This is a genomic window from Candidatus Methanoprimaticola sp. MG2, assembly GCF_047501175.1.
Taxonomy (GTDB): domain Archaea; phylum Thermoplasmatota; class Thermoplasmata; order Methanomassiliicoccales; family Methanomethylophilaceae; genus Methanoprimaticola.
In genome coordinates this window covers 1-13,197 of the sequence record NZ_JBEQWH010000008.1, presented here as the reverse complement: position 1 = coordinate 13,197, position 13,197 = coordinate 1, and the positions used below count along the sequence as shown (strand labels likewise).

The window sequence follows — 13,197 nt, the reverse complement described above, 5'->3', positions numbered from 1 at the left end:
GGTCCGTGTCAGAAAAAGTAAGAAGTTTTGTCAGAGTCGAAAGGTATTAAATACTGGTTGCCTCCCGACCGGACCGTGACACGCCAGGGTCGCGGTCGGGAGATGCGCTCTCAGAGCTCCGAGAACGGTGCGCCCGCGATCAGCCTGTCCACTATGGCGGGGACATCGGCAATCTTCACGCGCCTCTGGTCCTTGCTGTCCCTGTCACGGATGGTGACGGTCCCCTCGGACTGTCCTCCGGGCATGGAGTCGTAGTCCACGGTTATGCACCAGGGTGTACCGACCTCGTCCATGCGGGCGTATCTCTTCCCGATGGTTCCCGCGCCGTCGTAGTACGCCTCGACGCGGTGGGAATGGACGCTCTCGTAGATCGAGCGCGCGAGGTCGTCCAGGCCGTCCTTCTCCATCAGGGGGAACACACCCACCTTTATGGGCGCGACCTCGGGCCTCAGCCTCAGGACCGTGTAGTCCTCCGCGTCGTCATGGGAGTACGCATGCTCCAGAACGGTGTAGAATATCCTGTCGAGACCGTGGGAGGGCTCGATGACGTGAGGGATCACACGGTCCCCTGCGACCTTCTCCCTGACCGTCGCGACCTCGAAGAACCTGTCGTCGAGGACGATCTCCTCGCCGTCCACGCTGATGACGAGCTTCCCGTCCTTCACGTCGGCGGGGGTCTTGGTCTCCATGGCCGCGGCGATGTCCTTGGCCTTTCCCTTGAACTCGGGGCCGAGGGCCTTGTGCTTGGCCTTGACCTTCTCGACCTCCATCTCCTTAGGCTCGTCGAACCTCCTGAAGTGGGTGAGGTCCTGCCCGGAGAACTGGGCGTGCCTGGAGAGGTCCCAGCATCCCCTGTCGGCGATACCGGTGATCTCAGTCCATCCGTAGGAGAGGAGCGCCTCCGCGTCCCAGCAGTCCGCGGCGTAGTGGGCCATCTCGTCCTTGTCGTGCTGCCTGAACCTGAGCCTCTTCGGGTCAACGCCCAACCTCACGAGGAGCTGCCTCGTGGTGTACACGAAGTATGCGAGGACACGGTTGGCGATGATGCCGTCCTCCACGGCCTTCCCGACGGTGGTGGTCACGGTTCCGATGCCGGTGTTGGGCACCAGGTCGATGGTCTTGTTCTCGATGTCCTTGAAACGGGGCCAGTCCTTGTCATCGGGGTCGACGAAGAGCTCGACCTCCATCATATTGAACTCCCTCATGCGGATCATGCCCTGCCTGGGCGCGATCTCGTTGCGGTATCCCCTGCCGGTCTGGATGACACCCATGGGCATCTTCTCCCTGTTGTAGCGGTAGAGGTTCTGATAGTTCACGAAGATCCCCTGAGCGGTCTCCGGCCTCATGTACCCGACACGGGACGAGCCGGGACCGATGTTGGTCTTGAACATCAGGTTGAACTCGTCCACCGGCCCGAGGTCCCCTCCGCACTCGGGACACTTCACACCGTACTTGACGAACGCATCCTCCAGCTCCTTGGGGCTGAGGATGTCGGGGTTCTCGAAGTACTGCTTGACCATGTGGTCCGCCCTGAACGGGGACTGGCATTTGGTGCAGTACGTGATGTAGTCCGCGAACTCGTCCACGTGACCGGAGGCCTTGAAGACCTCCCTGGGATTGACGGTCTCCGAATCGATCTCGATGAATCCCTCGCGTCCCTTGTAGATGGCGCGCCAGGTGTCCACGATGTTGTTCCTGAGTGTGCAGCCGAGAGGACCGTAGTCGTACATCCCTGCGACCCCTCCGTAGATCTCGAAGGAGGGCCAGATGAACCCCCTGCGCTTGCAGAGGGACATCAGGTCCATTGCGTTGACCGCGTTGTCTTTGTTATCGCTCATTTGGATCCCGTAATCGCGCAAAGGACATCCACATCATAAATCATGCCAAGGAGCTCGTCCTTGTTGCCGTGCACCGGGACCTGTCCGTAATCGTTGGAGATCATGGCCTTGGCGACCTCGGACAGGTTGGTCTTCTTGAACACCGAGTACGGGTTCCTGACCATGACGTCCTTGACGAGGCGGCTGTCGTTGAGGTACTTGTCGGTGGCGGAGTAGAACAGGGGAAGGACGTTCCTCGCCCCGGACATGTTCCCTATGTCGGCGATGCCGAGCTCCTTCAGCGCGTCCGAGTCCTTCACCTGGTCGCTGAACAGGTCACGGTCGGTGAGGATGCCGACGAACTTCCCGACGGAGTCCAGGACGGGGACCGCGGGGACGTCGCTGACACGCATCGCGGGGATGGTGTAGGAGAGGGGCTCCCCCTCCCAGGCGGTGACGCACGTCGTGCGGATCACGTCCTCCGCGAGCATGGTCGTCTTCATGTCCCTCACGAGCCTGAGGAGGTCGGTGGGCGTGACGATCCCTATGAGCCTCCCATCCTCCACGACGGGGAGCCTGTGTATCCTGAGGGTGCTGAAGATCTCGGCGGCCTTCTCGATGGGGTCGTCCGGACCGATCGTTATGCACTCCCTCTTCATCACGAGGGACAGCTGGTCCTCCTCGAAGTTCCTGAAGATGTCCCTTCTGGAGACGACTCCGACGAGCTTCCCGTCGGTCGCACGGATGACCGGGAGTCCGGTGAGTCCGTTCCTGACCATTATGTTGATCGCATCGCTGCGCGATCCAGGGACCTCCACGACTATGGGCGCGGCGGTCATCACATCTGCTACTGTCTTGCTCATTTAGTTCGAAGCCTCCGAGGCTCTGACGACCATCACCGGGCACATGGACGCCCTGACGACCCTCTCCGCGACGCTTCCCATGAGGAGCTTGGACATCCCGGTCCTTCCGAGGGTACCCATGACGATTATGTCGTAGTTCGGGGACTCCTCCAGGATCACCTTGACGGGGGTCCCCTCCTTGATCGACAGCTCGACCTCCACGCCCTCCTCGGCCCCGAGGTCGCGGACGTAGTCGACTGCCACCTTCCCCTCCTTCTCGAGGGTGTTGTAGACGTTCATGACCGCTGTGTCCATCGGCATGTTCGTCAGGATCGTCTGGTCCAGCACGTAGAGCGCGGTGACCTTCCCACCGGAGAGCTTCGCCAGCTCCATGGCCTTCTTGACAGCGGACTTGGTGTACTCGCTGCCGTCTGTCGGCACCAATATGTTCTTGAATGTCATTTCAAAGCCTCCTTTAGCTTAGCACGATCCTGTGACCCGTGCCGTCCAATGCCTGGGAAACGCTCATTTCCGTCGTCGGAAGCACTGTCACGGGACCTTTGACCACTGCACCTCTATTGGATGAGACCGCATTTAATATCTTTCCAGATACGCGCGCGAGAGCACGCAGGGAATCGTCCCCGTCGCCACCCTGCCCGACCGCCATACGGAGGAACTCGCGTGCCTCCGACACCATGTCCGGCCGGCACAGCATCCCGTTGTCCGTCCCGATGGCCAGGTCCACCCCGTTAGCCTGTGCGCGCGCTATAGGGGAGACCTTCCCGAAGTACGCGTTGGACGTGGGGCACACCACTAGCGGCACCTCCGCCTCGGCGCACTTGGCCAGGTCGTCGTCCGTGGCCTCGCACATGTGGACTATGAACGCCGGGTCCAGCGAGAGGACCTGGTCTATGTCCTCGCGCGCCCTCTCGCTCACGTGTATGGCGAAGACCTTCCTCCTCTCGCGGACGATGTCTGCGACCTCCTCCACATACGAGGGGTCCATGTCGGACATGCCGGAGATCCCTATGCCGTCCGCGACCGAGAGTATGTCCTCGATCTCCTGGGGGTCGCATTCCGGGGAGGTTGGTCTTCCAAGTATGACCGCCTCGGGCACCGCCTGCCTCAGGAGCCGGCACCCCTGCAGCCCGCCCTCGCGGAAGTCCACGAAGGTAGCAGACCCGTACCCCCGGGAATCGGATGCGAACCTGCGCATGCTATCCGCCAGCTCCGATGCGGGGGCCTCCCCGAGGTACCTGTGCTTCAGGCCGTCGGGGGGTGCCACCAGCTCCTCCAGGGACATGCCCTCCGGGATCCGGAGACCGTAGTCGGCACAGTGGGTGTGCATGTTCAGGACGTCCGCGAGCATGTACCCGCGCACATCCGGCTCCGAGGGCGCCTGCCCGGTCCCGGAACGGACGACGGCACCGTCCTCGGCGATGAGCCAGCCCTCCCTGGGGCCGTGCCTGTCCATGAGGATCCCCTCGACCGTGAGGGTCCCTGCGTCGCCGCGCATTTGGCGCGGACCATCGGTCCGATCCGCCGTCGTCATCGGAGCAGCTCTACCACATCGCCGGCACGGTCGACCACTATCATGTCCGGATCGGCATCCAGCCATTCGGCCTCGGTGCAGCTTCCGGTGAGCACCCCGACGAAGACGGCCCCGGCCCCCACGGCGGACTGCCAGTCCGAGATGTTGTCCCCGACGTAGAGGATCTCGGACGGGTCCACTCCGAGAAGCGATGCGAACTGGACCATCGCGACGGGCGATGGCTTGGCATCGTCGTAGAAGGAGTAGTCGCGGCCCATGACCGCATCGAAGTCGTCGAATGCCGGGCCGAGGGCCCTTTTGGCATACTGGAGGCTCCCCCTGGTGAGGATGCCGACCTTCAGACCCTTGGCCCTGATGCCGTCGATGGCCTCCAGCGACCCGGGGAACGGCTCCGCCTCGTCCACGAACTCGCACTCGCACTCGGTGGCCAGGTCGTCGATCTCCGAATTGATCCCCTCCCACTCGGACCCGCGGCCGTTGGCCTCCAGCCATCTCCTTATGGGCGTCCTGAGCCTCTTCGCCCTGCCCTCGAAGTCTATCTCGTCGAACGGGACGCCGTGACGGGCCAGGACCTCGCGGTCCACGTTGTTCAACCTATCATAGTCGACATGCGTCCTGAGAAAGGTGCCGTCCATGTCGAATCCCACGGCCTTGAAGCGCCCGACCATGCTACCGTGATGTGGGAGAACCTATAAATCGGGATTCCCGGAGAGGGCATGCCGCGGGCGTCAGTGCCCGGACGGCCACATGCCCTTCAGCCTGCTGCCCTCCCTGTCGCCGTCCATGGTCCATACCTCCATCCCGGGGATGACCATCCTGACGACCGGGACCTGGAGCTCCGGACGGGTGAGGTCGACCGCGATCACGCTGTCGAACCCCGCGTCGACGAGCCTCCCGAACACCACCTCTATATCGTCCAGGACGTCGTCCGTGGAGGCGTCCCCCATGTCAGACAGGCGCGTCCTCCTCTTGGAGTCCGTGTACCACAGGCGGTTGACCGCCTTGATCCTCTCATAACCCATCTCCCGCGTGGCCCTCTGGATCTGGGCGTTTATCTTCTTGCCGTCCTTGTGCGTGGCACGGCTCTGCGCGACCTCCGTGATGGCGCGGATGGCGGCTATCTCCGGGTTCAGATGGGTCCCGACCCCGATTGTGAGCATCTCCGGGTCCTTGGTCCCGACATCGTCCGCTGCGGCCCCGATGGTCGGGACCCCCACGTCGCTCGTCAGGTCCTTGAGGTGGACCTCTATGCCATGCGTCCCGAACCTCTCCAGCAGCTGTCCCGGCACGGAGTCCGGGTCCACGACGACGTCTGGGACGGGGTCGTTCCTGTACTCCGCTATGGACCATGCGTCCCTCTCGATCAGCTCGAACGTCGCGTGGAGGACCGCCTCCTCCATGGTGTTCCCGGCGGCTATGCCGTTGGTGTGGAACTTGTAGAGCTGGAGGTCCGTGTCCGGCTTGTACGGGTAGAACGCCTCGCATGCCGGCACCCATATCGGCTCCCCCCTGAACATCTCCCATCCGGGGGTCCATGCGATCTCCGCCCCGGGGAGGTTGTCCAACGCCCATATCGGGAGGATCAGGTCCGCCGGGTTCACGGCGGCCATGACGTCCTTCGCCTGCTCGTATGTCCCGAACACGACCTCGTCGGAATCCCTCATCTCCGCGCTGTAGCGCTCTATGGACTCCATGACGGCGGAGGCCTCCGCCTGCTCCTTCGTGACGCCCTTCCCGTTGTAGTACTTGGGTATCCCGAGCGCGGTCTCCTGCCTGTCCACGGAGAACACCGGGATGCCCACGTCGTCCTTCGACGTTATGTCCTCGGGCTGCCCGAGGCCCGCCGCATCCAGGAGCGGGAGCACCCTCGCGAGCGTCTGCTCTGGGGGCACCACCCTTATTCCGGTGTCTTTCGCATACTTTGGACATGGCTTCAGATCCAGCATTCACTGCCTCCGGTGTGATAGAATGTTTTGTGCCGGGTCACGGTAGTAGCCCCCCTTCTGTTTCAGACGGCATTCAACTACGCGTCCTACCCACGGGTCCCGGGCAGGTCTTCCCCGTTGTGCGGACTTGCTCCGGTGGGGAGTCGCCGTTTCACCAAATCTCCGGGAACGTCACCGCCTGGCGGATCATCCTGTGGACCGGATCTGTGTCGTTTCTGTGCCCTTGCCACGGCTCTCGCCGCATGCGCTTACGCGCATCCACCTTGCCCTAGGAGGAGGGAACTTCCTCAGCTGGCTCACGCCTACCGTCGGCCGTCCTCCGTCTCCCGGCACTGCCGGCCCTATGATGGGCATCGTAGTTAATTGCATCGCAGACGCCCTCCCGTCGACCCATCGGGACATCCTTATCTAAGAAGGGGACGATACCCCGCGCATGGAGAAGGATGCCCTGAAGCGCATGGCGGTGGTGTTCATCGCCGTCATGTTCATCGCGCTCTGCCTGACCATTCCGCTGATGTACTTCGTCCTGGAGGCTCCGATCGCGATGGTCGCGGTCGCCGCCGTGATCTACCTGGCACTGGCCGGGGGGATGGCGTACTACACCCGCGAGAGACTGCAAGAGATAGAGGAGGGATTGGACGATGCTGTTGACGACTACTGAGAACATTCCGGGGAAGAGCTACGAGATCCTCGGGATCGCGAAAGGGAACATGATCCAGACCAAGAACATCGGTCGCGACATCGGCCAGGGGCTGAAGTCCATGGTCGGAGGGGAGCTGTCGACCTACACCGAGATGATGAACGAGGCCCGCGCGGTCGCCACCAAGAGGATGGTGGAGGATGCGGAGAGGCTCGGAGCGGATGCCGTCGTGATGATGCGCTACTCCACGTCCACGGTCGCCGCCGGAGCGGCCGAGGTCATCGCCTACGGCACTGCCGTCAGATACGTTTGAGCACAAACGGCCCTTCCCCCGTCGGGAAGGGCCAATACATTTTTCATCGCATACCGCGAACGCGCCCTCATGACCGGGACGGACGGCATGAGGATCAGGATCGTCGAGAACGGACCGTACATCGTCGAGGGGAACGTTCCCCTGTTCGAGAAGGCCATAACGTACGACGAGGGTGCAGGGTACGCATGGAGGACCATCAGGGAGATCGAGCACGGCCCGGTGTACTCGCTGTGCAGATGCGGGAAGACGTCCGACCCGCCGTTCTGCGACGGCGGAGCTCACAAGCGCTTCAAGGGGAAGGAGGTCGCCGACAGGAGACCGTTCGACGAGAGATGCGACATCCACGAGGGGCCGGGGGTCGTCCTGAAGGACGACATGAGATGCTCCATGTCCAGGTTCTGCCACAGGAAGGCCGGGACCCCCTGGAAGCTCCTGGACAGGAGCGATGACCCAGCGGTCCTCGAGGAGATCGTCCGCGGGTCCCTGGAGTGCCCGTCGGGGAGGATGCTCCTGGTGAGGCCGGACGGCAGCATCGTCGACGAGTGTCCCGAACCGGCGATATGGATAATCCAGGACCCCGGGAAGAACGTGTCGGGGGGCATCTACGTCATGGGCGGGATACCCATCATAGGTTCAGACGGCTTCGAGTACGAGACCAGGAACCGCGCGGTGCTGTGCAGGTGCGGAAGGTCGAGGAACATGCCGTTCTGCGACGCGATACACATCAACGGGATGTACAAGGACAGCAGGAGCAGGAAGGACAGGGACTGACGTCCCGACACGTCGGCGCCGCCTCGGGTACGACCCGTGCCCATATTAGAAGGATAAAAGGGATGGAGGGGTCGCCCCCCTCCGATGTTTCACTGCTTGGGCTTCTTCGAGAGGACCTCGTCCACGTCCTCCATGTCCTCGCGGACCTGCTTGTCGACCTTGGCGGTCTCCTCGTGGATCTCCTCCGGCGTCGGGATCGGCCCGAGTATGTCGTCCGCCGTTCCGACAGCCCTCTCCAGGTCGCTCATGTCCGAGACGGGACGGTCGGGTATCCTGGATGCCGTCCCTACGTAGTCCGATATCCCCTCGACCAGCCTCGTGAGCTCCATCGGGAAGAAGAACTTCGTGGACTCGCCCTTCCCGACCTCCTGCAGGGTCTGCATCGACAGCACCGACATCGCCTTGGAGTCCATTGCGGCGGCCCCGACGGACATTATCCTGAGCTTCTGGGCCTCTCCCTGTCCCTCCAGGATCGTCGCGAGCCTCTGACCCTCGGCCTCGAGGATCATGGACTGTCTCTTTCCCTCGGCTTCCAGGATCATCGACTTCTTCTTTCCCTCGGCCTCGAGGATGGCGGCCCTCTTCTGACCGTCCGCCTCCAGGATCGCCGCACGCCTCTTCCTCTCCGCGGACGTCTGGTCCTCCATGGAGTCCTTGACCTTCTTGGCCGGGTCGACCTCCCTGATCTCGACGGCCTCGATCTTGACCCCCCACTTGTCGGTGTTCTCGTCGAGGATGTCCCTCAGGCTCACGTTGATCCTCTCCCTGGAGGACAGGATCTGGTCCAGCTCCATCTCCCCGATGATCGACCTGAGCGTGGTCTGTGCGAGGTTGACCGTGGCGAGACGGTAGTTCGTGACCTCGAAGAAGGCGTTCCTCGGGTCGGTGACCTTGATGTATATGACTGCATCCACCGCGACGGGGGAGTTGTCCTTGGTGATGACCTCCTGCTTTGGGACGTCCAGGACCTCCGTCCTCAGGTCGAGCTTGACCACCTGGTTTATGAGGGGGCACACGAAGTTCAGACCCTGGTTCAGGACCCTCACGAACTTACCCAGCCTCATGTAGATCGCCTGCTCGTACGGCTGGACGATCTTCACCCCGCTGAGCAGCACGGTGATCACTGCCACCATCGCGATGATGGCCAACGCTATCATTGTCAAATCCATATCCTCAACCTCCTGACTCACGACCTGCGAACGTGGACGTGGACGCCCTCGCTGCTCTCCACCGTGACACGGGCACCCTCCTCGATCCCCTCGTCGGATGTGGCGGACCATGTGTCCGAACCTATCCTCACCTTGCCCCTCATGCTGCCGGGCTCGGTGGCCGTGACCACCACGCCCTCCTTCCCGACCAGCGATTCCATGACCGTGGTGGACGGAGGGACGGGCCTGGCCAGCCTCTGGTACCCTTTCAGGGTCAGCAGGGTCACGGGGATCGCTACCGCGACCGCTATGACCGGCGACCATACGGACATGAGGATGTCCGGGGAGACCAGGCCGATGATGCCCACTACGAGAAGGACCAGCCCAGGGATGATCATGAACGCGCCGGGGGTCAAGGCCTCTATTATGAGGAACACTGCCCCTATGACGACCAACACTATCGCAATGGTGAACGGGTCCATGACACGTAATGGTGCTGCATATATTTGAAAAAGCGATTCCCGCCTTCTCCATTCGACGTCTCTCAACCTTTATTATCGCCCGGGGCATATGATAATCCATGAAGAAGGTGAACACGGGAGGTCTCGCATTCCAGAGGATGAGGGAAGGTGACAAGTTCTATGTCGACAAGACCCTGCTCATAAAGGACGTCCTCGACAACGACGAGAACGGAGTCTACCTGTTCACCAGACCCCGCAGGTTCGGGAAGACCACCAACATCACCATGCTCGACGCCTTCTTCAACATCGAGTACGAGGGGAACGACTGGTTCGACGGCCTGGCGATATCCGACCATCCCGAGTATGCGGGATACAAGAACGCGTTTCCGGTGATCTGCGTGGACATGAAGGATGTCGTGCCAGGGCCTGGGTCGGACTATGATGGCTTCATCGATAACATCCAGACTCTCATGTGCGACACCTACCTAAGGTTCGAATACCTGCTGGACTCCGATAGACTTGGGGAGAAGGAGAAGAACAGACTGGAACCGATATTCGACATGACGTCCAACGAATCGTTGCTCGCGAGTTCGCTGAAGAATCTGTGCCAGGCACTGGAGAAGCATCATGAGAGGAAGGTCATCGTGCTCATCGACGAGTACGACCGTGCCATAACCGATTCGTTCGGAACGGAGCTCCAGAGGAGCATCGTCGCGTTCCTGGGAAACTTCCTGTCTTCCTCGCTCAAGAGCAACAGCAGCCTGCAGATGGCCTATGTCACCGGCGTGATGCAGGTCGCCAGGGCAGGGATGTTCTCCGGACTGAACAACATAACCGTGAACAACGTGTTCTCCACGAGGTCCGACGAGAGGTTCGGGTTCACCGAGTCCGAAGTCAGGGAGATATTGGGATACTATGGGCATCCCGAGAGGTTCGACGAGGTCAGGGAGTGGTACGACGGATACCGCTTCGGGAACGCTGAGGTGTACAACCCGTTCAGCGTGATGAACTATGTCGCGAAGGATTTCACACCGGCCGCATACTGGGTGAACACCAGCGCAGATGTTCCGTTGAGATGGCTGATCCAGCGGGTCGATGCGGACAGCCTGGGAATGGTGGCCAACCTGATCAACGATCAGCCCACGACGCATACCCTCCATTTCACGATGACCTATGATGAGCTCAACACCTCCAGCACAGAGGACCTGCTGTCGCTGATGGTCATGACCGGTTACCTGAACGCGGTCCCCACGGAAGGTGATGACTACGCCATCACCATCCCGAACAAGGAGGTCCGGAGCATAGTGGACCGGAGCCTCGCGAGGAACGTCCGCGTCAGCGACTCGATCTTCTCTGACTTCAACTCAGCGGTGCTGGACGGTGATGCCGAGAGGGTGGCGTCCATCCTGCAGACGATCCTGTGCGATGCGAGCTACTTCGACCTGAGGGACGAGTCGTCATACGAGCTCGTGCTCCTGACGATCATGCACGGGATCCTCGGGAACTACAAGGTCGAATCCCAGAAGGAGAGCGGCAACGGGAGGGCCGACCTCGTGCTGACTCCGACACGTGACGGAGCGGTACCGATGATCATGGAGCTGAAGGTGGCTGACTCCGAGTCCGTGCTGGACTCCGAGGTCGACGGTGCCCTGGAGCAGATCCGCTCCAAAAGGTACCATCTCGGCATGACCGGGAAGGTCGTCCTTGTCGGTCTCGCGTTCTTCGGGAAGGTCCCGAGATGCCGCACCGAGGTCATCACGATCTGACCACTTATCCACCCGAGAGGGTCCTCTCAACCTTTAATACCGCCGAAGGGCATGTCGGACCATGAAGAAGGTGAACACGGGAGGTCTGACGTTCGAGGAGATCCGCAAAAGCGACAAGTTCTACGTCGACAAGACACTGCTTATAAAGGATGTCCTTGACAACGACGAACGGGGAGTCTATCTGTTCACCAGACCCCGCAGGTTCGGGAAGACCACCAACATCACCATGCTCGACGCCTTCTTCAACATCGAGTACGAGGGGAACGACTGGTTCGACGGCCTGGCGATATCCGACCATCCCGAGTATGCGGGATACAAGAACGCGTTTCCGGTGATCTGCGTGGACATGAAGGACATCGCGATCGCATCCAGTTCCGATTATGGATTCTTCATCAAAAGGATCGGGGAGGTCATGCGTAGAATCTGCTTCGGATTCCAATACCTGCTCGATTCCGAGTCAATCGGCAGATACGAGAAGGATCTGTTGAGATCCTTGCTGGAGAAGACAGCGGATGAATCCGAGCTCATCGATTCCATGAAGAACCTATGCTATCTGTTGGAGAAGCATCATGGGAAGAAGGTCATCGTCCTCATAGACGAGTACGACCGTGCCATAACCGATTCCTTCGGCACCCCCCTGCAGGAGAGGGTCATTGGATTCCTGGGAAGCTTCCTGTCCTCCACGCTCAAGAGCAACAGCAGCCTGCAGATGGCCTATGTCACCGGTGTGATGCAGGTGGCCAGGGCAGGGATGTTCTCCGGACTGAACAACATAACCGTGAACAACGTGTTCTCCACGAGGTCCGACGAGAGGTTCGGGTTCACCGAGTCCGAAGTCAGGGAGATATTGGGATACTATGGGCATCCCGAGAGGTTCGACGAGGTCAGGGAGTGGTACGACGGATACCGCTTCGGGAACGCTGAGGTGTACAACCCGTTCAGCGTGATGAACTACGTCGCAGAGGGCTTCAAACCGGCCGCATACTGGGTGAACACGAGTGCCGACGTCCCCCTGAAGTGGTTGATCCAGAGGGTGGACGCCGACAGCCTGGGGACGGTGGCCAACCTGATCAACGGGCATCCCGTCAGGCAGAGGCTGCATTTCACCATGACCTACGAGGAGATGAACGCATCCTCGGAGGAGGACCTCTACTCCCTCATGGTCATGACCGGTTACATGAACGCCGTCCCCGACGGTGACGACTGCGTCATCACCATCCCGAACAAGGAGGTCCGGAGCATAGTGGACGACATGATGTCCAAGAACGTCCGCGTCAGCGACTCGATCTTCTCTGACTTCAACTCGGCCGTCCTCGAAGGGGATGCCGAGAGGATGGCGTCCATCCTGCAGACGATCCTGTGCGATGCGAGCTACTTCGACCTGAGGGACGAGTCGTCATACGAGCTCGTGCTCCTGACGATCATGCACGGGATCCTAGGGGACTATGAGGTGAGGTCGCAGAAGGAGAGCGGCAACGGGAGGGCCGACCTCATATTGACGCCCACCCGCGAGGGGATCGTACCGATGATCATGGAGCTGAAGGTGGCTGACTCAGAGTCCGTGCTGGACTCCGAGGTCGACGGTGCCCTGGAGCAGATCCGCTCCAGGAGGTACCATCTCGGCATGACGGGCAAGGTCGTCCTCGTCGGTCTCGCGTTCTTCGGGAAGGTCCCGAGATGCCGCACCGAGGTCGTCTCCATCTGATGGACGGCATTTCCGGATCGCCTCAGCATCAAGTCCGCCCGTTGCCCTGCGTGCGGCCTCGTTCTTCCGCCCCATCCTCAGACGGGATGGAATCATGCCGATAATCTCACACTTCCTCCGAATTCCCGACGGTCTCGGGTTTATATCGAGGATGCATCGACGCGATCGGACACGGGAAGCTATGGTCTGGAGAGAGGCCGAGGCGTCCGGAGTGTCCGGTCACCGGAGAAGATCCG

13 protein-coding genes and 1 other RNA gene are annotated in these 13,197 nt (G+C 61.1%); 5 read left to right on the top strand and 9 right to left on the bottom strand.

Going from position 1 to position 13,197, the window contains the following annotated elements; translation table 11 throughout:
• Window positions 1-110: 110 nt before the first annotated feature.
• The 7 genes from glyS to rnpB form a co-directional block, all read right to left on the bottom strand.
• Complete coding sequence (glyS, locus tag V5D86_RS06920) at window positions 111-1,838, bottom strand: glycine--tRNA ligase (protein ID WP_414595954.1); 1,728 nt, start codon at window positions 1,836-1,838, stop codon at window positions 111-113.
• Window positions 1,835-2,680, bottom strand: coding sequence for a CBS domain-containing protein (locus V5D86_RS06915; protein ID WP_414595953.1), 846 nt, complete (start codon window positions 2,678-2,680; stop codon window positions 1,835-1,837). The genes glyS and V5D86_RS06915 overlap by 4 nt, the downstream gene beginning before the upstream one ends.
• Window positions 2,681-3,121 (bottom strand): universal stress protein, encoded by a 441-nt coding sequence (locus V5D86_RS06910; RefSeq protein WP_414595952.1) that lies wholly within the window; start codon window positions 3,119-3,121, stop codon window positions 2,681-2,683.
• 13 nt (window positions 3,122-3,134) lie between these two features.
• The gene (locus V5D86_RS06905) at window positions 3,135-4,175 is read right to left on the bottom strand and encodes a deaminase (protein ID WP_414595951.1); all 1,041 of its coding nucleotides are present in this window, start codon (window positions 4,173-4,175) and stop codon (window positions 3,135-3,137) included.
• A gap of 32 nt (window positions 4,176-4,207) precedes the next feature.
• Window positions 4,208-4,879 (bottom strand): HAD family hydrolase, encoded by a 672-nt coding sequence (locus V5D86_RS06900; RefSeq protein WP_414595950.1) that lies wholly within the window; start codon window positions 4,877-4,879, stop codon window positions 4,208-4,210.
• Window positions 4,880-4,939: 60 nt separating this feature from the next.
• Window positions 4,940-6,157: a YcaO-related McrA-glycine thioamidation protein gene (locus tag V5D86_RS06895; RefSeq protein WP_414595949.1), complete on the bottom strand. Its 1,218-nt coding sequence runs from the start codon at window positions 6,155-6,157 to the stop codon at window positions 4,940-4,942.
• A 34-nt stretch (window positions 6,158-6,191) separates the two neighbouring features.
• Window positions 6,192-6,485: RNase P RNA component (rnpB, locus tag V5D86_RS06890), an RNA gene on the bottom strand.
• Between the two features lie 105 nt (window positions 6,486-6,590).
• Between rnpB and V5D86_RS06885 the strand changes: the two genes are divergently transcribed.
• The 3 genes from V5D86_RS06885 to V5D86_RS06875 all read left to right on the top strand — a co-directional run bounded on the left by V5D86_RS06885 (window position 6,591) and on the right by V5D86_RS06875 (window position 7,881).
• The gene (locus tag V5D86_RS06885; protein ID WP_414595948.1) at window positions 6,591-6,818 is read left to right on the top strand and encodes a hypothetical protein; all 228 of its coding nucleotides are present in this window, start codon (window positions 6,591-6,593) and stop codon (window positions 6,816-6,818) included.
• Window positions 6,799-7,110 (top strand): YbjQ family protein, encoded by a 312-nt coding sequence (locus V5D86_RS06880; protein ID WP_414595947.1) that lies wholly within the window; start codon window positions 6,799-6,801, stop codon window positions 7,108-7,110. The genes V5D86_RS06885 and V5D86_RS06880 overlap by 20 nt, the downstream gene beginning before the upstream one ends.
• Before the next feature lie 69 nt (window positions 7,111-7,179).
• Window positions 7,180-7,881, top strand: a complete 702-nt coding sequence (locus V5D86_RS06875; protein ID WP_414595946.1) for a CDGSH iron-sulfur domain-containing protein — start codon at window positions 7,180-7,182, stop codon at window positions 7,879-7,881.
• 89 nt (window positions 7,882-7,970) lie between these two features.
• Here V5D86_RS06875 and V5D86_RS06870 read toward each other — a convergent pair whose 3' ends face one another.
• Window positions 7,971-9,050, bottom strand: a complete 1,080-nt coding sequence (locus V5D86_RS06870) for an SPFH domain-containing protein (RefSeq protein WP_414595945.1) — start codon at window positions 9,048-9,050, stop codon at window positions 7,971-7,973.
• Window positions 9,051-9,067: 17 nt separating this feature from the next.
• A complete protein-coding gene (locus V5D86_RS06865; protein WP_414595944.1) occupies window positions 9,068-9,511 on the bottom strand; it encodes an NfeD family protein in 444 nt (147 codons plus the stop codon).
• Between the two features lie 98 nt (window positions 9,512-9,609).
• On the opposite strand from V5D86_RS06865, the gene V5D86_RS06860 reads away from it, so the two are divergent.
• Together V5D86_RS06860 and V5D86_RS06855 are read left to right on the top strand one after the other, a co-directional pair.
• Window positions 9,610-11,256, top strand: coding sequence for an AAA family ATPase (locus tag V5D86_RS06860; protein WP_414595943.1), 1,647 nt, complete (start codon window positions 9,610-9,612; stop codon window positions 11,254-11,256).
• A gap of 61 nt (window positions 11,257-11,317) precedes the next feature.
• Window positions 11,318-12,961: an AAA family ATPase gene (locus tag V5D86_RS06855; protein ID WP_414595942.1), complete on the top strand. Its 1,644-nt coding sequence runs from the start codon at window positions 11,318-11,320 to the stop codon at window positions 12,959-12,961.
• The last annotated feature ends 236 nt before the right edge of the window (window positions 12,962-13,197 follow it).

Coding starts and splice junctions, on each gene's coding strand:
- V5D86_RS06895 (WP_414595949.1), bottom strand. CDS start 6,157: ATGCTGGATCTGAAGCCATGTCCAAAGTATGCGAAAGACACCGGAATA.
- V5D86_RS06860 (WP_414595943.1), top strand. CDS start 9,610: ATGAAGAAGGTGAACACGGGAGGTCTCGCATTCCAGAGGATGAGGGAA.
- V5D86_RS06910 (WP_414595952.1), bottom strand. CDS start 3,121: ATGACATTCAAGAACATATTGGTGCCGACAGACGGCAGCGAGTACACC.
- V5D86_RS06905 (WP_414595951.1), bottom strand. CDS start 4,175: ATGCGCGGCGACGCAGGGACCCTCACGGTCGAGGGGATCCTCATGGAC.
- V5D86_RS06915 (WP_414595953.1), bottom strand. CDS start 2,680: ATGAGCAAGACAGTAGCAGATGTGATGACCGCCGCGCCCATAGTCGTG.
- V5D86_RS06855 (WP_414595942.1), top strand. CDS start 11,318: ATGAAGAAGGTGAACACGGGAGGTCTGACGTTCGAGGAGATCCGCAAA.
- V5D86_RS06900 (WP_414595950.1), bottom strand. CDS start 4,879: ATGGTCGGGCGCTTCAAGGCCGTGGGATTCGACATGGACGGCACCTTT.
- V5D86_RS06865 (WP_414595944.1), bottom strand. CDS start 9,511: ATGGACCCGTTCACCATTGCGATAGTGTTGGTCGTCATAGGGGCAGTG.
- V5D86_RS06880 (WP_414595947.1), top strand. CDS start 6,799: ATGCTGTTGACGACTACTGAGAACATTCCGGGGAAGAGCTACGAGATC.
- V5D86_RS06885 (WP_414595948.1), top strand. CDS start 6,591: ATGGAGAAGGATGCCCTGAAGCGCATGGCGGTGGTGTTCATCGCCGTC.
- glyS (WP_414595954.1), bottom strand. CDS start 1,838: ATGAGCGATAACAAAGACAACGCGGTCAACGCAATGGACCTGATGTCC.
- V5D86_RS06870 (WP_414595945.1), bottom strand. CDS start 9,050: ATGGATTTGACAATGATAGCGTTGGCCATCATCGCGATGGTGGCAGTG.
- V5D86_RS06875 (WP_414595946.1), top strand. CDS start 7,180: ATGACCGGGACGGACGGCATGAGGATCAGGATCGTCGAGAACGGACCG.